Annotated in this window: 22 protein-coding genes; 13 read left to right on the plus strand and 9 right to left on the minus strand. The window is 46.8% G+C overall.

Going from position 1 to position 18,340, the window contains the following annotated elements; translation table 11 throughout:
- Nucleotides 1-103: 103 nt before the first annotated feature.
- From ACI0FF_RS06620 to ACI0FF_RS06660, 9 genes are all read left to right on the plus strand, one after another.
- Nucleotides 104-1,039 carry a DMT family transporter gene (locus tag ACI0FF_RS06620; protein WP_419799328.1) on the plus strand — a complete coding sequence of 312 codons (936 nt, stop codon included), beginning with the start codon at nucleotides 104-106 and terminating at the stop codon, nucleotides 1,037-1,039.
- Between the two features lie 19 nt (nucleotides 1,040-1,058).
- Nucleotides 1,059-1,799, plus strand: a complete 741-nt coding sequence (locus ACI0FF_RS06625) for an AraC family transcriptional regulator (RefSeq protein WP_419799329.1) — start codon at nucleotides 1,059-1,061, stop codon at nucleotides 1,797-1,799.
- A 50-nt stretch (nucleotides 1,800-1,849) separates the two neighbouring features.
- Nucleotides 1,850-2,242, plus strand: a complete 393-nt coding sequence (locus ACI0FF_RS06630) for a VOC family protein (RefSeq protein WP_419799330.1) — start codon at nucleotides 1,850-1,852, stop codon at nucleotides 2,240-2,242.
- Between the two features lie 151 nt (nucleotides 2,243-2,393).
- Nucleotides 2,394-3,335: an ACP S-malonyltransferase gene (fabD, locus tag ACI0FF_RS06635; protein ID WP_419799331.1), complete on the plus strand. Its 942-nt coding sequence runs from the start codon at nucleotides 2,394-2,396 to the stop codon at nucleotides 3,333-3,335.
- A 24-nt stretch (nucleotides 3,336-3,359) separates the two neighbouring features.
- Entirely contained in the window at nucleotides 3,360-4,100 is a 741-nt protein-coding gene (gene fabG, locus ACI0FF_RS06640) for a 3-oxoacyl-[acyl-carrier-protein] reductase (protein WP_419799332.1), read from the plus strand.
- Nucleotides 4,101-4,267: 167 nt separating this feature from the next.
- Entirely contained in the window at nucleotides 4,268-4,501 is a 234-nt protein-coding gene (locus ACI0FF_RS06645) for an acyl carrier protein (RefSeq protein ID WP_188662133.1), read from the plus strand.
- Between the two features lie 114 nt (nucleotides 4,502-4,615).
- Nucleotides 4,616-5,875, plus strand: a complete 1,260-nt coding sequence (gene fabF / locus ACI0FF_RS06650; RefSeq protein WP_419799333.1) for a beta-ketoacyl-ACP synthase II — start codon at nucleotides 4,616-4,618, stop codon at nucleotides 5,873-5,875.
- An 8-nt stretch (nucleotides 5,876-5,883) separates the two neighbouring features.
- Complete coding sequence (mltG, locus tag ACI0FF_RS06655) at nucleotides 5,884-6,921, plus strand: endolytic transglycosylase MltG (RefSeq protein WP_419799334.1); 1,038 nt, start codon at nucleotides 5,884-5,886, stop codon at nucleotides 6,919-6,921.
- 70 nt (nucleotides 6,922-6,991) lie between these two features.
- Nucleotides 6,992-7,168 carry a hypothetical protein gene (locus ACI0FF_RS06660; RefSeq protein ID WP_419799335.1) on the plus strand — a complete coding sequence of 59 codons (177 nt, stop codon included), beginning with the start codon at nucleotides 6,992-6,994 and terminating at the stop codon, nucleotides 7,166-7,168.
- Between the two features lie 15 nt (nucleotides 7,169-7,183).
- On the opposite strand, the gene ACI0FF_RS06665 is transcribed toward ACI0FF_RS06660, so the two are convergent.
- The 3 genes from ACI0FF_RS06665 to ACI0FF_RS06675 all read right to left on the minus strand — a co-directional run bounded on the left by ACI0FF_RS06665 (nucleotide 7,184) and on the right by ACI0FF_RS06675 (nucleotide 8,574).
- Complete coding sequence (locus tag ACI0FF_RS06665) at nucleotides 7,184-7,372, minus strand: hypothetical protein (RefSeq protein WP_419799336.1); 189 nt, start codon at nucleotides 7,370-7,372, stop codon at nucleotides 7,184-7,186.
- Nucleotides 7,373-7,447: 75 nt separating this feature from the next.
- Nucleotides 7,448-7,819 (minus strand): cereblon family protein, encoded by a 372-nt coding sequence (locus tag ACI0FF_RS06670; RefSeq protein ID WP_419799337.1) that lies wholly within the window; start codon nucleotides 7,817-7,819, stop codon nucleotides 7,448-7,450.
- A gap of 2 nt (nucleotides 7,820-7,821) precedes the next feature.
- Entirely contained in the window at nucleotides 7,822-8,574 is a 753-nt protein-coding gene (locus tag ACI0FF_RS06675; protein ID WP_419799338.1) for an SDR family NAD(P)-dependent oxidoreductase, read from the minus strand.
- A gap of 64 nt (nucleotides 8,575-8,638) precedes the next feature.
- Between ACI0FF_RS06675 and ACI0FF_RS06680 the strand changes: the two genes are divergently transcribed.
- Together ACI0FF_RS06680 and gmk are read left to right on the plus strand one after the other, a co-directional pair.
- On the plus strand, nucleotides 8,639-9,529 hold the full coding sequence (locus ACI0FF_RS06680; protein WP_419799339.1) for a YicC/YloC family endoribonuclease: 891 nt from the start codon (nucleotides 8,639-8,641) through the stop codon (nucleotides 9,527-9,529).
- Between the two features lie 29 nt (nucleotides 9,530-9,558).
- Nucleotides 9,559-10,194: a guanylate kinase gene (gmk, locus tag ACI0FF_RS06685; RefSeq protein WP_419799340.1), complete on the plus strand. Its 636-nt coding sequence runs from the start codon at nucleotides 9,559-9,561 to the stop codon at nucleotides 10,192-10,194.
- 24 nt (nucleotides 10,195-10,218) lie between these two features.
- On the opposite strand, the gene ACI0FF_RS06690 is transcribed toward gmk, so the two are convergent.
- The 5 genes from ACI0FF_RS06690 to ACI0FF_RS06710 form a co-directional block, all read right to left on the minus strand.
- A complete protein-coding gene (locus ACI0FF_RS06690; RefSeq protein WP_419799341.1) occupies nucleotides 10,219-10,902 on the minus strand; it encodes a hypothetical protein in 684 nt (227 codons plus the stop codon).
- Between the two features lie 142 nt (nucleotides 10,903-11,044).
- Nucleotides 11,045-11,518, minus strand: a complete 474-nt coding sequence (locus tag ACI0FF_RS06695; RefSeq protein WP_419799342.1) for a copper chaperone PCu(A)C — start codon at nucleotides 11,516-11,518, stop codon at nucleotides 11,045-11,047.
- Nucleotides 11,519-11,587: 69 nt separating this feature from the next.
- Entirely contained in the window at nucleotides 11,588-13,438 is a 1,851-nt protein-coding gene (locus ACI0FF_RS06700; protein WP_419799343.1) for a M1 family metallopeptidase, read from the minus strand.
- Nucleotides 13,435-14,658, minus strand: coding sequence for a ChaN family lipoprotein (locus ACI0FF_RS06705; protein ID WP_419799344.1), 1,224 nt, complete (start codon nucleotides 14,656-14,658; stop codon nucleotides 13,435-13,437). Before ACI0FF_RS06705 ends, ACI0FF_RS06700 begins: the two co-directional genes overlap by 4 nt.
- A 70-nt stretch (nucleotides 14,659-14,728) precedes the next feature.
- Nucleotides 14,729-15,544, minus strand: coding sequence for an SH3 domain-containing protein (locus ACI0FF_RS06710; RefSeq protein WP_419799345.1), 816 nt, complete (start codon nucleotides 15,542-15,544; stop codon nucleotides 14,729-14,731).
- A 130-nt stretch (nucleotides 15,545-15,674) separates the two neighbouring features.
- Here ACI0FF_RS06710 and ruvX point away from each other — a divergent pair, with 130 nt between their 5' ends.
- Nucleotides 15,675-16,148, plus strand: coding sequence for a Holliday junction resolvase RuvX (ruvX, locus tag ACI0FF_RS06715; protein WP_419799346.1), 474 nt, complete (start codon nucleotides 15,675-15,677; stop codon nucleotides 16,146-16,148).
- Nucleotides 16,141-16,806 carry an O-methyltransferase gene (locus ACI0FF_RS06720; protein WP_419799347.1) on the plus strand — a complete coding sequence of 222 codons (666 nt, stop codon included), beginning with the start codon at nucleotides 16,141-16,143 and terminating at the stop codon, nucleotides 16,804-16,806. Before ruvX ends, ACI0FF_RS06720 begins: the two co-directional genes overlap by 8 nt.
- Here the strand turns inward: ACI0FF_RS06720 and ACI0FF_RS06725 are convergent, their stop codons facing one another.
- On the minus strand, nucleotides 16,807-18,270 hold the full coding sequence (locus ACI0FF_RS06725; RefSeq protein ID WP_419799348.1) for a methyl-accepting chemotaxis protein: 1,464 nt from the start codon (nucleotides 18,268-18,270) through the stop codon (nucleotides 16,807-16,809). It abuts the gene before it with no gap.
- Nucleotides 18,271-18,340 lie beyond the last annotated feature (70 nt).

Here is an 18,340-nt window from a genome sequence, read left to right on the forward strand (position 1 = left end):
GATTTTGTTATGGGTTTAATAAAATTAATTCGTTTTTATTATTTTAGCTTTTTGCGGTATTGTCCAGTCAAATTCAATCCCCTTTTGTTTCAAGGTTAAAACGATGCGTAGAAATCAAATCGTAGCCTTGCCGACGCTTAGTCCGCAGGCTTTGGCGATGATCGCTTTATTCTTTGGTGTTGCCTGTTTCAGTGTTGGTAATGTGATCACCCGCTTTGCGGACGTGGGACCGACGGCGTCTGCCTTCTATCGTTTGTTTTTTGCCATGCCGATGATGTGGGGATGGGGCATGATCTTTTTTCATTCACCCGCTGGAACGCAACGCGCCACTGTATCGCAAGTTTCATGGCGCACACTTGCCCCTTATGGAATCGCTTGTGGTCTTTTCTTGGGCGGCGAAGTTGCCTTGTTACACCATGCCTATATCAAAGGCAGCGTGGGTGTTGCGATTTTTCTGAATAATTTTGCACCGTTGTTTGTGATCTTGGGGGCATGGGTGTTTTTAAAGGAACGTCCGAGTAAATATGCTTTGTTGTGTCTTGTCTGTGCGGCCCCCGGTGCCTTTTTTATGTCCGGTCTGGACCCGATTAATGGTGGGGTTGCGATGGGTGAAGGCAGTATCGAAGCCTTGTTGTCTGCGGTGTGTTACGCCGGGTTTCTTCTGTGTGGAACGCGGATGCGCCGATATTGTAGTTCAAAAACGGTGGTGAACTGGACAAATGCGACGGCTATTTTGATGCTGGCTCCTTTGGCAATCTTTAATCAGGAAATCTTGATTGCGCAAAGCTGGGAAGGCTGGGCCGTCTTGGTCGCAATCGCGTTTGTGTCACAAGTCTTGGGGATGAACCTTTATATTCAGTCAATGGGTGTTTTGTCATCGACCTTTGTTTCGTTTTTCTCGCTCTCTCAGCCGATTATGACTATGATCTTGGCGTGGTGGGTGTTGGGGGAAACGCTGACGGGCTTACAAATGATCGGCGCGGTCATTATTTTGTTGGCCTTGAGTGTCAACAATTTGGCCCCTAAAAAGGTTGTTTAGATAACGAAGCAGAGGTGCCATGTATCAAGAACGCAAACCAAGCTGTGCACAGTTGGCACAATATGTGGATTGCTTTTGGATATCGCGTGGCGATACGGCATCGGGGCAGGGGCAAGCTTTGATCTTGCCTGATGCGGCAATGGACCTCATTTTTCGTTATCGTGATGGGCGGCTGTTTTCTTCCCTCTGTGGAACAATGAGTATTGCGCGAACCGTTTCGCTGACCGATGAAGATATCTATCTCGGGGTTCGTTTTCATCCAGGAATGGCAGCCATTGCGTTCAGAATGAATGTCGCTAGCCTGCGCGATTGTCTGGTTGAGAGCCCTTTTGCTGATAGTTACGCGGTTTTGGAAGATCAACTGGCAATCAGTCCACATACGTTTGATATATTTATCAACTGGATGGAAAATCACCTGCGCCAACGCTTATCCTTTGATGATGTGCAAAGGCAAAGGGCGCAGGCGATGCAGTCTGTTCATGCTGTTGGTGTATCCCGGTTGGCACAAACAATGGGCATATCGCGCAAACGGTTTTATCGGGACTTTACTCAGCTTTATGGAATTTCCCCGCGTCAATATAGCAACACATATCGCTTGCTTAAGTTTCAAAAATTAACACAAGATTCTACACGCCTGAATTTATGCCAAGTCGCGCTGGAAGCCGGTTTTTTTGATCAAGCCGATATGACGCGCCAGATTAAAAAGATAACGGGAAAAACGCCGTTGAACTTGATGTCCCAATCATACAATACAGGATAATCAGATGTTTTTAAGCTGAGACTATCGTCAAAGATTGAACAGGTTGAAACATGAAACTCTCTTATACAATTTTATATGTCGAAAATATCGTTGAAACGGTAGAATTTTATGAAAAGGCATTCGGCTTAACGCGGCGCTTTATCCACGAAAGCGGTGATTATGCAGAGATGGAAACAGGTGCAACGACATTGGGTTTTGCAGCACATAGTCTTGCGAGTGATATTTTAAAACGTTCTTATACAAGGGCAGGGGGCGCGAACGGATTGATCGGGGCACAAATCACGCTGGAGCCGGATGATGTGAAAACCGCATTTGCTCACGCCCTTGCAAATGGTGCCAAAGCGCTGGTTACACCGGAAGTCAAGCCTTGGAATTTTGAGGTCGCAATGGTGGAAGATTGCAACGGTCATATCGTGGAATTCGCCAAGGCAGTGGAGAATTAAGCTGGTTTCCTGCGCTCTTAACGTCCAAAGTTATGTAAAACTGACTGAAAAAGACAGAAAAAATCCCCTTTTTCTTGATCACAATGGAACAAGTCTATATTTGTTTGCAACTGTAATTGAAGTTTAACATTGACTGAGGATTGTTCGTAAGATGACCCGCGCATTTGTTTTCCCCGGCCAAGGCTCTCAGGCCGTTGGTATGGGCAAGGAACTGGCTGATGTTTTCGCCGTTGCCCGTGAAGTTTTCCAGGAAGTGGACGAGGCGCTGTCGCAGAACCTCTCCAAGATCATGTTTGAAGGCCCGGATGATGAACTGGTCCTGACGGAAAATGCACAACCGGCCTTGATGGCGGTTTCCATCGCGGTCGCCCGTGTGTTGGAAACAGAAGGCAATATCAAACTTGCAGATCATTGTGATATGGTCGCCGGGCATTCCTTGGGCGAATATTCTGCGTTGGCAGCAATGGGTGCTTTTTCATTGGCGGATACCGCACGTTTGTTGAAAGTGCGCGGACGGGCCATGCAGGCCGCCGTTCCGGTTGGCGAAGGGGCGATGGCGGCATGCCTTGGTCTTTCCCTTGAAGATGCGCAAGCCGTGGCTGACGAAGCTGCACAAGGCGAAGTCTGTACCGCTGCAAACGATAATGCGCCGGGTCAGGTCGTATTATCCGGTGCGAAGGCAGCGATTGAACGCGCGATTGAAATCGCAAAAGAAAAAGGCGCGAAACGGTCTGTTTTGCTGCCGGTATCCGCCCCATTCCATTGTGCATTGATGCAACCGGCGGCGGATGCGATGGCTGAAGCTCTGGCCGGTGTTACGATCCACGCGCCGAGTGTTGCGATTGTTGCCAACGTGGCGGCTGAAAAAGTGACTGACCCGGAAGAGATTCGCAAGCTGTTGGTTGAACAGGTCTGTGGTTCTGTTCGTTGGCGCGAAGGTGTTCTGTATATGAAAGAACAAGGCGTGGAACAATTGGTCGAATTGGGGACAGGTAAAGTTCTGTCCGGTTTGGCAAAACGTATTGATCGTTCTTTGTCCGGTGTGGCCGTCAATGGTCCGGCGGATATTGAAAGTTTCCTCGGTTCACTTTAAGGGCAAAAGGGTAAGATAGATATTATGTTTGATTTAACAGGTAAATGTGCACTCATCACAGGCGCATCCGGCGGGATCGGTGCAGAGATTGCAAAAGCACTGCATGCACAGGGCGCAACCGTTGGCTTAACCGGAACGCGTGTTGAAGCCTTGGAAAAAGTGGCGGCTGAAATCGGCAATGATCGTGTTCATATTCTGCCCTGTAATTTGTCGGATGATGAAGCGCTGGCTGCCCTGCCCAAACAGGCAGAAGAAGCCATGGGGTCTTTGGATATTCTGGTCAATAACGCAGGTTTGACTCGTGATAACCTTGCTATGCGCATCAAAGATGATGATTGGGATGCGGTTTTGAATGTCAACCTGACGGCAGCCTTTAAATTGTCCAAGGCTGTGTTGCGTGGCATGATGAAAAAACGCTGGGGTCGTATTATCGGTATTACGTCGATTGTTGGTGTGACGGGCAACCCCGGTCAAACCAACTATGCCGCGTCCAAGGCCGGTATGATTGGTTATTCTAAATCATTGGCTTACGAAGTCGGATCACGAGGCATTACAGTCAACTGCGTTGCACCGGGCTATATCGCAACCGCGATGACGGACGAGCTGTCTGATGATGTAAAATCCGGTATGTTGACTAAAATTCCGGCAGGTCGTATGGGCAATCCGGAAGAGATTGCAGCAGGGGTTGTGTATCTGGCATCGAATGAAGCCCAGTACGTTACAGGTCAGACCTTGCATATCAATGGCGGCATGGCGATGATTTAAAGGGTGCAAAGCCTTCACATTAGGGCTTTCGCCTTCTGAAAAATTGTGCTACCAAACCTCAATCCTAGCTATGTAAGCTGGGAACGAGATCAAACAAGAGAGGGGGATGTCCCGTTTGTGCTTAGGGGCAGACCTTTTGTATCAATACCGTTAAGGGAATTATTAAGATGAGCGATGTCGCAGAGCGCGTAAAGAAAATCGTAGTTGAACACCTCGGCGTAGAAGAAGCAAAAGTTACTGAAAACGCTAGCTTCATCGACGATCTGGGCGCTGACAGCCTTGACACTGTTGAGCTGGTTATGGCTTTTGAAGAAGAATTCGGCTGTGAAATTCCGGACGATGCTGCTGAAAAAATCTTGACTGTTAAGGATGCTATCGACTTCATCGAAGCAAACGCTTAATTCCTTAAGCCAAGTGTTATGAGATGTGAGCGTCGGCCCTGATTTTGTGGTCTGCGCTCATTCTTGTTTCTACGCCTAACATTTTCTGACGACCTCAAAGGATTTTGATCAGACATGAGACGTGTTGTCATTACAGGCCTGGGTATGGTGTCTCCGTTGGCAAACGGAGTAAAACCGACTTGGGAAAAACTTCTGAATGCCGAATCCGGCATTAATGTCATCGAATCATTCGATGTTTCCGATATTCCTGCAAAAATTGCCGGACAGGTTCCTCTTGGTGAAGGGGAAGGTCTGTTTAATTTCGAAGATTATGTATCTAAGAAAGAGCGCCGCCGTATGGACGATTTCATCGTCTTTGGTCTGGCTGCGGCAACCGAAGCGGTTGAAGATGCCGGCATTCAAACGGATGACGAAGAAGAACTGTTCCGCACAGGTGTGATGATCGGTTCCGGTATTGGTGGTCTTCCTGAGATTTCCAAAGGGGCGGTGACGGTTGAAACCAACAGTGTGCGTCGCTTGTCACCTTTCTTTATTCCAGCAAGCCTGATTAATCTGGTGTCCGGCCATGTTTCTATTAAATACGGTTTCAAAGGCCCCAACCACGCGGTTGTGACAGCTTGTGCAACCGGGGCGCATGCCATTGGTGATGCAGCCCGTATTATTGCCCTTGATGATGCCGACGTTATGGTTGCCGGTGGTGCTGAAGCTGCATGTTGCCGTCTGGGTATGGCAGGTTTTGCACAAGCCAAAGCGCTGTCCACATCTTATAATGATGATCCGACGGCAGGCTCTCGTCCGTGGGACGAGGGCCGTGACGGTTTCGTTATGGGCGAAGGTGCTGGTGTCGTTGTCTTGGAAGAATATGAACATGCCAAAAAACGCGGTGCCAAAATTTATGGCGAAGTGATCGGCTACGGGATGTCCGGCGACGCCTATCATATTACGGCACCGGCGTCTGATGGTAATGGTGGTTTCCGCGCGATGCAGGCGTCCATTAAACGCGCGGGCATCAATGTGGAAGATATTGATTATATCAACGCACATGGGACTTCCACACCGTTGGGTGATGAAATTGAACACGGTGCGGTGAAACGTCTGTTGGGTGAACATTACAAAAAACCGTCCATGTCCTCGACCAAATCTGCCATCGGTCACCTGTTGGGTGCTGCCGGTGCGGTAGAGGCAATCTTCTCGTTACTGTCCATCCAGAACAACGTTGTTCCGCCGACCTTGAACCTGAATAACCCGTCTGAAGGTTGTGATATGGATCTGGTGCCCCTACAGGCGAAAGAACGCGAAGTCAACGTGGCCTTATCCAATTCCTTCGGGTTTGGTGGCACGAACGCTTCTTTAGTTTTCAAGTCTATTGACTAAGGTGCTGGATGAGCGACGCTGAAAAGCCTCAATCAAAAAGTAAAAAGAACGAGCCGAAATCTTCCGTCAAGAAGGTTTCGGCTTTTCTTGTTGGTTTAATCGTTGTTGTGGTCTTTGCCGGTAGCGGTTTTTCCTATTGGTTGGCAAAAAACTTTACCCGGTCCTGGGTGTTGACGCAGGAAAAAGTTGTGATTATTCCGCAAGGCAGTGGAGTTGCAACTATCGCACACCTTCTGGAAAAAGAAGGCGTGATCAACAACGCGTTGGTTTTTCGAATTGTTTTGCGTTTTAACCAACTGGATAAACAGCTGAAAGCGGGGGAATACCTTTTTCCGGCCCGTGTCACACCCAAACAGGTGACACGTATTCTGGAAGAAGGCAAAACGGTCCTGCACCGATTGACTATTGCAGAAGGTTTGACAGCAGTTGAGATCGTTGCACAGTTAAACGCGCAAGAAGGGCTGAAGGGCCAAGTGAGCGATATTCCGGGCGAAGGGAGTTTGTTGCCGGAAACGTACAGTTATCATCGTGGAATGGACCGTGCGGCTGTTCTGTCCCATATGCAAGAGGCAATGATAAAAACATTGGATGAGCTTTGGGAAAACCGTCAAGACGGATTACCGTTTAAGACCAAAGAAGAAGCCTTGATCTTAGCCTCAATTGTTGAAAAAGAAACGGGGATTCACGCTGAACGTGGTCTGGTTTCCGGTGTGTTTATCAATCGTTTGAAAAAACGTATGCGCCTGCAAACGGATCCAACAGTTGTCTATGGGATTACGATGGGGCAGGAACCTTTGGGGCGGCCCTTGTCGCGCAAAGATTTGAAAACACCCACGCCTTATAATACTTATACGAACTATGGATTGCCGCCAGGACCAATTTGTAATCCCGGGCGTGCGTCTATTGAAGCTGTGCTTAACCCACGCAAAACCGATGCGCTTTATTTTGTGGCGGATGGCACAGGCGGACATGCGTTTGCCAAGACCTTAGCAGAACATAATCGCAATGTTGCGCAATGGCGTAAAATTGAAAGAAGTCGCGACTGATTGCCAAACGTCAAGGTATTTGTCTCTTCTAGACTGGTATAGGATGGGCAAATAAAGGAGATTGTCGGAAATGGAAACGCACCTTGGAAATATGCTCGTCCTGATCGGCGCTGCGATTATATTAACGTTTATGATTTACCGTTTCTATCGCAACGGCATTTATACGCGTACAGGCATGATTATCGGTTGGATTGGTTTGTGGATACCGACGTTGTTTATGCTCTATCACCTGAGCCCCAAGTTTTAAAAGCTCTTTCCTGCATTAATACTGCGTGTTGATGGCCTTGATTTGTTGGCGAACGATAATCATACGTTTGCATTTACAGGGCAAATCGTAAGGATCTTCAAAACAAAGGCATTTTTCACTTTTTTGTGTACACTCACAAGCCGCGTAGATTTCATGCACATAACGGATCAGTGTTTCCCCGATTGCAAAATGATCATCATTCATGATATCCCCCCTTTTCCCCTATATGTCATTATAGGAGAGATAACAGGCTTTCATATTACCATAAGGTATTAGTGGCTAGTTTTTTTTGGATAAGCGGTTTCTAATGAGACCAAAAAAATAGGCTGGTATTTGCGATGGGTTGCAAAACATCCAACCCAGATGGCGTTGACAATGCGAACAGTGCGCAAGTTGCCATTTATAGCCGGGAAACCAGCTGAATTCGGTACTTTTCTGACCTGTTGTCAAGCAACCCGGTGCATCCTGAAAACAGCCGATGGTGAATATGATGCCAGCCGGATTAAAAACCGTATGTTCATGATCTCCTTTCATGACAATATGCTGGTCGGCAAAAGTAATCAGATGCCCACAGGCCGCACAAAATAATTTTTCTTTGTCTGTTTCAAGTTGGTTTTCATGGCTGGCTTTATGTTGCGCATCGAAAGGCATGGCTATTCCTTTTTCGGCATAAAAGTACTGAGGCCTTCAACCAACCATAAGGGCAGGCTGGCAAATAATCGAGTCGCAAGGGCCATTGGCCAAGGGAATGTTATAATGGCTTTGTTTTTATCAAGGCCGCGTCGGATCAGGCGAGCCGCTTTGTCCCCACTCATCAGCAGGGGCATTTTAAAGGTGTTTTGGCGTGTGATGCCACTTTCAACAAAACCGGGACAGATGACATTAACCTTTAATCCGTCTGCGCCATAACGCAGGCGCAAGGCCTCACCATAGGCTTTGACGCAGACTTTGCTGGCACTATAGGCCGGTGAGCTGGCAAGACCACGAAACCCGGCAAGAGAACTCATTAAAGCAATCTGCCCAGACCCGCGTGCAACCATTGTGGGGAGAAGGGGTAAGATGGTGTTTAAGGTGCCTGCTAGATTGACGGCGAAAATATCGCGTGTACTTTCTTCCCAGTTGTCAGCATTGCCTGAACCATTAGAAATACCAGCGTTTGCGATAATTAAATCAATTTTATGTCTTGCGTCTGTTTTTAACAGCCAATCGGTCATGGCAGCGCGGTCGCATACGTCAATAAGGGCGGTATGCACATGTGCACCTTTATTTTCGCACAATTGTGCAATTGTATTTAAACGTTCGTGGTTTCGCCCGCTTAAGGAAAGATGATGGCCTTCTTGTGCGTATTCAAGAGCCAATGCTGCGCCAATCCCACTGGAGGCACCCGTAATCAGAATATGTTTCATAGACAATAGCTTATCAAGAAAGGTATAAGGTCTGTCAAATATTGAATCGAAGGAGACTAAGTTCGTGCCCATCAATTCCATGACCGGCTTTGCCCGCACCAGTGCCCAATATGGTAATTACAACTGGACTTGGGAAGTGCGAAGTGTCAATTCCAAGGGACTTGACATACGTTTGCGCATTCCATCCGGCTTTGATGCTCTGGATCTACCGGCCCGCAAGGCGATTTCTCAACGTTTTAAACGCGGTAGCGTGGCGCTCAGTCTAAATATCTCGCATAACCAAGATCAAACGGGTTATCGGATCAATCAGGATTTACTTAATCAGTTGATCGACGTAATGAAAATGATCGAAACCAAGGTTCCCGGTGTGAATGCGCCTTCAGTTGATGGGTTGATGGGATTGCGCGGGGTCATTGAAACTGTTGATGATAGCGAAAGTGAAGCGGATCGCGAAGCTGCCTATGGCAAAATGATGGTTAGCTTAGAGGAAGCATTGGATGATCTTCTGGACAATCGTATCAGCGAAGGCGGACGGATGGAACACGTCTTGTTTGGCCATATTAACGAGATTGAACAACTGTGTACAAAAGCAGAAACATGCGCAGGTGCGCAACCCGATGTCTTGCGCAAACGCTTGGTACGCCAGCTTAAAGATGTGATGGAAGATTTACCTGATTTGGATGAAGAACGCATTGCACAAGAAGCTGCTATTTTGATGACTAAAGCCGATGTGCGCGAAGAGTTGGACCGTTTGCGTGCCCATATTGAAGGCGCACGTGATCTGCTGGCAAAAGGCAGCCCTTGTGGACGCAAACTTGATTTCCTATGTCAGGAATTCAATCGTGAGGCCAATACACTATGTTCAAAAGCCCAAGACGTGGATTTAACACGGATCGGTTTGGACTTTAAGGCAACAATTGATCAGTTCCGCGAACAGGTACAGAATATTGAATAGTTTTGTGGTGTGAAAAAAGGGAACGAGGGATGAGCCATTCAGTAGATCAGTCCATTGCCCGTCGCGGGCTGATGTTGGTTTTAACTGCGCCAAGTGGTTGTGGGAAAAGTACGATCACGCAAGCGATTATGAAGGATGATCCATCTATTGCTGTTTCCGTGTCTGCAACGACCCGCAGCCCCCGTCCCGGTGAAGAAGACGGCATACATTATTTCTTTATGGAAGAAGGGCGCTTTAAAGAAAAAGTGGACAATCAGGAATTTTTGGAATGGGCAGAAGTTTTCGGCCGGTTTTATGGAACGCCGAAGGCACCGGTTGAACAAGCCTTAAGTGCAGGGAAAGACGTGTTCTTTGATATTGATTGGCAAGGCGCGGAACAGTTACAGAAAAATGCGCCGGACGATTTGGTGTGGATTTGTATCCTGCCGCCAAGTAAGCAATCACTGGAAGATCGTTTACGGGCACGTGCCCAGGATAGTGATGACACGATTGCCAAACGTATGGCTGAGGCGGAAAGCGAAGCCAGCCATTGGATTGATGCCGATTATGTGGTGGTGAACGATGATTTGGAGAAAGCCACCCAACAGGTTCAGGCCATTTTGCAAGCCGAGCGTTTAAAGCGGGTCCGACGTACGGGCCTGTCTGATTTTGTTGCGTCATTATAATTAAGGTGACAGAAGAATATAGAGCTATTCGTTTGACGGTAGAACGGTTGCAGATTGTATGAAGCGTACGTAAGAATCGTTACGAAAGCCGTCATCTATGGCATTTTCTTTGACATTTTTTGCGGCACTGTTGTTGTCAAATGGCCCAATAACAAGGGAGTATCGCAGTGTATTGGACGCTAAATTCCCTTTGCGCCATTTGATGAATTCGAGATTAGGATATTTCTTTGTATGATTGATTTCTTTACTTAATAACACGCGGAGAATATTTTCGCGTTCGGCAATGACATCTGCGAGTTCCTGAGATGTGCCAACAATGACCCATGTTTGATTTTCTATGAGCCTTTCCTTTTGGGTATGTTCGTTGTCTTTTAATCTTAGCGCCATTTCGGCTTGATGTAGTCGATCCCGGATGTAACCTTGTGTTTCCCGTGTGACTTCTTTTGCCACTTCTTCACCAATGATTTGATTGATTTGAGGGCTTATTAAAGAAAGTTCAATTTGCGAAGTGATACTGTTATAACCAAAAAAACCAAATGTAACGATGATGATAGTGATGGGCAGCGTAAGGCGGCGAAATCTTGCAATAACGGCGTCTTGTAGCTTGTCTGTATAAATTCGAAATTGGGCTTCTTCGACTTGCTGTAGGGCTTGTCGTAATCGCGCATTTTCTTCTTCTAGTTCGATTTCGTTTGGTGATTTAGCCATAAGTTCTCAATTGTTAAGGGATAGAAGACTTTTTTAGTTTTTTGTTTGTATATTATACTAATTTTAGTTGTGATCAATGCAAGTAAAAAGGCACCTTCTTTGCGAGAAAGGTGCCTTTTTTGAAACGATATGAGAAACCTGCTTATTGCATTTTTTTCATATCATGTTTCATTTGGCCGTTCGACATACCCATAGCACCAGCGGCTTTGACCATGACCTCAACGTTGATTTCACCGGCTTTTTCAAAGACGAGTGTCAGCGGGAAGGATGTACCTTCCTTCAAACCTTCGTTCAGACCCATGAACATGATGTGGTCACCGCCAGGTTGTAACATTGTCATGCCATTATTGACGGCAACGTTTTCAATCTGGCGCATTTTCATCACGCCGTTATCGTGGATATGTGTATGTAGTTCGACTTTTTTGGAAATATTCGCTTTCGCAGAAACCAGCTTGTCAGCTTCCCCGGTGTTTTTAATGGTCAGAAATGCAGCACCGGCGCGGGCCATACCAGCTGAGGCACGTGCCCAGACGTTCTCAACAGAAATGTCACCGGCAAGTGACGGCGTGCTTAACCCCAAAACAATAGCGGCAGCCAAAGCAAAACGTTTCATCATAGTCAATACTCCAATGTATAAGATTGCCACCTCTTATGGGCTGCATTAGTGCATTAAAAGACTGAAATGTCAACGAATTGGAACAGCAATTGGCTGGGTTTTCCCCGTTGATTTTTTGATGACACGTGAACCGTTAAAATGAAGTTCTGAATATTTGCCGTAATGGGGTAAGGGGCGCAGGAGCGGCTGGAGCCCTGTACCCGGTTTTAGTGAAATAATCAGGTAAGGCAGACCGTTTGCCAGCTTGGCTGCACGGATTCGAGCCGAAAATTCTGTGATGTCGAAGCTATCATTGGGGGTAAGGCGTAGATTTTGTAATCTATCTGCAATGTCTGTGTGTTCACCGATAAGAATAAATGGTTTTTGTAGGCTGATTTTATCTGAAATATCAAATGAGCCTTCAAGAAGTCGGTCCATCAATTGTCGTGCCGTTGATGGTTCTTCTGCAATCTTACCCAAGAGGGAAACCTCAACCTGAGGACTTAACATGATATCGCGTAAAATAGGTTCGGTTTCGTTTGGTCCAAGGCGACGCAAGATATTGAAATCCGGGTCCAGACTAATGGCATTTGGTCGCTGCAGAACCTTTATTTTTGACCTGGACAGGCGTGAATTTGCCGTTAAATGGTTTTGAAGTAAGTCATCACCCGTCCCTATACTGACCGGGACAATGGTTTTAAAAACAGGGGTGATTTGCAGAATGGTGGCATCAATTTCCCAGCCTTCCTCCCCCAATCGTTTTGCGCGGGCAGACAGGCTGGTGAAATGCGGAGCACCGGAAGATTGGGTCCATTGCTGGAAAAAAGAAGTAAGATCGACCTGAGTTACCGTTTCGAAACTGGTTTGGATATCTGCCCAAGTTGCGGTTTTAAAAGCAAAGCTCATCCAGAGATGGCGAATGCCGGCAAAAAATTGTTGATCCCCTAAGGTCTGGCGCAGCATATGAAAAATAAAGGCAACCTTATGATACCCAATCACTTGCGAGGCCGCACCGTGTTTGGAGATAAAGGTCGTGACAGGTTTGTCTTGATCAACCGACAGGGCATTGTAATCGCGCAACCAGCTTAGGCGCATATCACGGGCCTTAGACGGGTCGGTTTGTTCTGCCGTCATATAGTCGGCCATGTATGTGGTTAAGCCTTCGGCCCAATTGCCGCTGGCATAATCGGGGAAAACACCGTTGCCCCAGTAGTTATGCAAAATTTCATGACCAAGCGAGCTTTCCAGAATAAATGGCAACTGAAGGATATGTTGCCCCATATAGGTTAGGCCTGCAAAGCCATATCCGGCAGGAATGGGGGCGGCGATGATGTGAAATTGTGGAAAAGGAAAGGGACCGATCTGGTTTTGAAAGCGTGTGATATATTTTGCACTGCGTTGTAGATATTGTGGGCTAAGGTTTTCCATACCTTCGTAAAAATAAGTGCGCAGTGTTACAGGGCCTTGTTGCAATTGGGTAATTTGGTAAGGCCCGGCAAATAAAGGAATGCCCTCGCTAGGATGTTCCATTTGAAAACGGGCACTATATTGACCCGCCGTGTTTTTTTCGTCACTGATTTTGCCGGGTAAAATGGTGGTAACGGGCGAGGTGACAGAGACATCAAATGTCAAAAAATCATCTGTTTGGGGATACCATTTGGTCGGAAGGTAAATGTCCGTTCCTTTTACAAATGCGCCCCCTTGCCAATTTTCAGATGTATGTTCTGCGGGGAATGCCCAATCATAATAAAAGGCCTCATTGGCCTTTGGCTGCGTTCCGTCCGGGAGTTTAACGGCCTTATTTGCATGGCCTTCAACGTTTAATAAACGATTTGCCAGATCGATCTTGACGTTTAACGTGAGATGCGTTTCAGCCTGTGCACTGACAGAAATCATAAATAGTGTCAGCAGTGTGACGCAAAGACTGAGTGGTTTGTTCATTCTGCTTCATTCCAGTTTGGGAATTTGGCGATAATATCTATGGGCTGAGCATTGCGTTCGATTTCAAGGGGCAGCCATGTGCCGGGTGCTTGGCGTTGGATAATGCGGATCAATTGTGCCGTATCTTCAACCAGTTGTCCGGCGGCAATTAAAATAACATCGCCTTTTTCTAAGCCGGCATCTTCTGCGATGCTTTCTTCGACCACCTGTTCAACGACAACGCCTGTTTTATTTTCTGCCTTTTCAATCCGAATACCCAGTATGGGGCGTTGGGCTGCGGGCTTTTGTTCCATAGCTTCCAAACCGAAAATAGCATCTGCGTAGCTTGGGCTAAGGTCATTGCAGTTCCACCCCAATGTCCAGGGCAGTAGGACGGTTGAGCCCAGCCCTAAGCCTTGTAATTGATAGGGGACACCATAACGGTCTGCAAGGTGCCCGCTGCCCATGACGCCGATGACCAGTGGGTTACCGCCCATTTTTTGCACACGGGCCAGTTCCTGTGCCATTGCACCGTCCCACGTGATTTGTGCTTCGACAAAACGCTGGAAGCGGGCTTTGGATTTTTGATCATCCTTTTTTTCATCATCTGCAACATGGGGGTGCTTATCAAATACCTTTTTAAGCTCGGTTATATAATCTGGATGGGCTTTACGAGGTGGCGATACGCCTTCTTTTCGGTCTTCGTCAACACCATCCCAACCCTTTTGTGAGATTGCACCGATGAGATCCATTTCCACATTCAAGGCAACGATGGGCAAGCGGTTCATGCGGGCAAAACGAAACAGAGGCATGTAAAGGTCGGGATCGAATTTCCAGACCTCGTCCCAGTCGGTTTTTTGCAGAAATTCATCTTCGCTTAATTCCCCACGGATCCATGCCTCAAGAACGGGCTGTAAGCGACGTGGGAACATCTCAAATCCAATGACGACATTTGGATTATGCGCATAAAGTTGGGTAATGGTTTGCAACTGCCAACGGTGATGGACCGCATCGGGATGTTGTTCGCCCAACAGGACGACTTGTTGCTTTGCAGCGTTTTTCAGAAGTGTTTGATTTTTTAATGGTAATCGTGTCGCCGGTGCAATCCATTGCGCGCGTTGAATGCAGCTTAAGTCTTGTTCTTTATCCGTTGTAGGTGATTGTATATCTCCCATTGCATTTACCGCTGAGGTGCAAAACAATAAGGCACAGGTGTATAACAACGTTTTTTTTATCGACATTTCAAGGCACTCATGTTGTTCGCGTTATATTTGGACAATAGTTTGTGACAATGCCTAAATTATGGCGAGATTATTGTGGTTTCAATTCGCTGGGATTGGGAATTTCACCGGCGATAATGCGCCATGCTTTTTTGTTGAAAGAGGATAGTTGTAATTTCAAAGCGGCCTGTAAGGCTTCCTGTGGTGTCGTTGCAGGAAGCTTATCTCGCAATGCTTTTTCCTTGAATTGTTCAAGGGAGACCGCATCCATTATTACTTGCTGTTCCGCTTGATTGAATAGTGCGGTTGCCGAGAGAAATTCTTCATATCCGGTGGCAATATCGGGAAGGTTCAGGGTGATTTGATAAACGGGTTTCTGGCCTAAGTCCGGTGGGACTTCGGACATGAAGACCAAGGCGCTGAAATCGAATTGATCATTGTCCATTGTACAATTGAATGTGACTTGATAATCGGCGGAGACGAAAATGGTATCTTCTTCAATCGCACGTCCTTCAAAAGTAAGGTTATAGTCGCAAACGCCTTTGTCTTCATCGGATAAATCGATGTTTGATGCGATCGGCTCTTTTAAGGAGGCATCAATCATCGGGGTCAGGGATGAGGCGTAGATATATCCCAAATTATTGCCTTTTTTACTGATGGCCAGCCATTGCGTGCCTTTTACTCGCCCTTTTACGGTGACAATGTCGCGGCTTGGTAGTTGTATAACTTTCTCCCCCGTGCTGGCGGGTTTGTCGCGCACATTGACATTGTTTTTTATAACAAGATAAGGGCCGGTATGTCCCTCCAGCGTTGACGTATCAAACATTGGTGCAGCCAAAGCCTGTGTGACAATGGTCATTGCAAAGATCGTTGTGATTGCCAGTCCCTTGAGCGATTGATATTTCACTCTTGTACTCCATCCCCTTATAAGCGTTGCTGGCATAATAGCGGAATGTGTTTTGTTATACAATGCGATGAAGCCTCGACATTTAATCACGTTTGCGTCATAAGGCCTTAACTGCATGGAGAGAAGACCAATGGCTGTTGTTGACCTAGCGGAATTTGCCGCTGCCTTGAAACAATATGATCGCTTGATGGGGCTGGACCTCGGCACAAAAACCATTGGTGTGGCCTTGTCCGATGTGATGCGGATGGTCGCAACACCGCTGGAAACTTTGCCTAAATCCAAGTTCTCAAAAGATGTTATTAATCTTAAGGCAATTATCAACAAAGAGGAAGTGAATGCCCTTGTTTTGGGTTTACCGCGTGAAATGGATGGGACGCTTGGCAAACGGGCACAGGCAACCAAGGCATTCGCGTCAAACCTGGCGCGTGAAATAGACTTGCCGATTTTGTTGTGGGATGAAAGGTTATCGACTGTCGCGGTCGAACGGATGTTGATTGACGAAGCTGATATGACGCGTAAACGCCGATCCGAAGTTGTCGACCGTGCGGCTGCAGCTTTTATCCTGCAAGGGGTTCTGGACGCATTGGGGCATCAATATGGCTGATCATTCTATTCGACTGGACGATAAATTGGATGCTTATGTGCGCCGTGTCGGCATGCGCGAAAGTGAACCTTTAAGGAAACTGCGCAAGCATTCCAAAAAGACATTGGTGAACGCACAGTTGGCGATTATGCCGGAAGAAGCCGGTTTCCTTGATTTGTTGGTCCGTCTTTGTGGTGCCAAACGGATCGTTGAAATTGGCGTTTATGCGGGCTATTCCACCTTGGCGCTTGCCCAGGCTTTACCCGAAGATGGCTATCTGGTGGCCTTGGAACGTGATGAACGTTTCCCCCCTGTTGGTCGCCCATTTTGGGAAGAAGCCGGGGTTGCGCATAAAATTGATTTACGTTTGTGCGATGCTAATGAAGGGATTGAAAAAGTCCTACAAGAAAACGGACCAGATAGTTTTGATTTTGCCTTTATCGATGCGGATAAAGCCAGTTACATGAATTATTATGAAAAATCATTGGAACTGGTGAAACCGGGTGGTGTGATCTGCGTGGATAATGTTTTATGGTATGGTCGTGTGGTTGATGAAAAGGACATAACCCATCAAACTGCAGCGATCCGCGCCATCAATGAACATATCGTTGCCGATGACCGGGTTGATATGTCCATGTTGACGTTGGGTGATGGTTTAACAGTTGTCCGTAAACGTTAGTTAGGCCTGAATGAACTTTTGAACTTGTGCGGATAATTGTTCCGCCTGTATGGACAATTCGCTTGCGGCTTGCAAAACTTCGTTGGCGGAGGTTTCTGTTTCGCTGGATGCTTGACTGACCCCGTCGATGTTGATGTTTACCTCTTGTGTTGCAGCACTTTGTTCTTCAACTGCTGATGCAATCCCGCCGGAAATATCGTTAATTTCATTAATGATAGTTGTGATATCTGCAATTGCTTGTACGGCATTGGACGTCTGGTTTTGAATCTCGGAAATCTGTTGACTGATTTGATCGGTTGCTTTGGCGGTTTGATTGGCCAGGTTTTTGACTTCCGAAGCCACAACGGCAAAACCTTTTCCCGCTTCACCGGCGCGGGCGGCTTCAATCGTTGCATTTAGGGCCAGAAGGTTGGTTTGACTTGCAATGTTAGTGATAATTGACAGGACATCGCCAATTTCCTGTGAGGCAACTTTTAGATTTTCAACTTGTGTGTTGGCCTGTTGAGTTTGGCGAACTGCTGCATCCGAGATTTGAGAAGATCGTGCGACTTGTGCTGAAATTTCGTTGATGGATGCGCTTAGTTCTTCTGTCGTTGCACCAACATTTGCCGCCATGTTACGGGCTTGTCCGGCTGTATTGGTCATAGCTTCTGAGCTGGCGCGCATTTCTGTTGCCGATGCTGCGACAAGATCAACGACATGTTGAACCTCGGAGGCAAAGTTAATACGGTCTGTAATCACCGACCATGTCAGCATGGCCTGAGCATAATTACCTTGTGAATCGTAAACAGCCGTGACGTAAAGGTCGAGATGTTCGTCCCCCAATTTAATTTTGGCTTTATGGGGCAGATTTGATGGGTCGCTCATAAGGCGGCGCTGATGTTCCGGTGCCTTGTGGAAAATGTCAAAGGTTTGTCCAAGTATTTCTTCGGCTTTGCAGGGAAGTAAATGTTCTAAACCTTTCAGCGTTTGGATGCTGGTTTCATTCATATAAGTGATGGTGAAATCTTCTGTTTCTACGGCAATGACGTTGATTGGCATTTGGTTCGCCATTTGCTTGAGGCGTGCGGTCTCATCTTCAAGGCGGACCATTTCTGTTACGACCGACCAAGTTAACATTGCAGATGTATAAACGCCGGCTGTGTTGAAAATAGGTGTGACGAGGAGGTCTAACTTCTCTTTTCCCAACGTGATGACTGTCTGGAAAGGTAAATTATTCGGATTGCGTAAAATATCGCGCTGCCGTTCTGGCATCTTGTGGAAAACATCAATGTTCGTTCCAACGATATTGGCTGCTTTTATTGGAATGAGATGTTCTAATTGCGTCAGTGTTTCGATGGAAAGTTGATTGGCATAAGTAATGTTAAATGTTTTAATGTCACAGAACATGACGTTGATCGGCATTACGTCAACGGCATCATGAAAAGAGCGATCAATTTGTGCCTGGTTTCCAAAAAATCCCATTATTTTCTCCTGAATTTGATGCCTGAGCTGTATATTTCTTAATCTCATTTTGGGTGTTTTTTTACTTCTT

It is taken from the genome of Terasakiella sp. 4MB5A (assembly GCF_050058155.1).
In the GTDB taxonomy this organism is placed as follows: Bacteria; Pseudomonadota; Alphaproteobacteria; order Rhodospirillales; family Terasakiellaceae; genus Terasakiella; species Terasakiella halodenitrificans.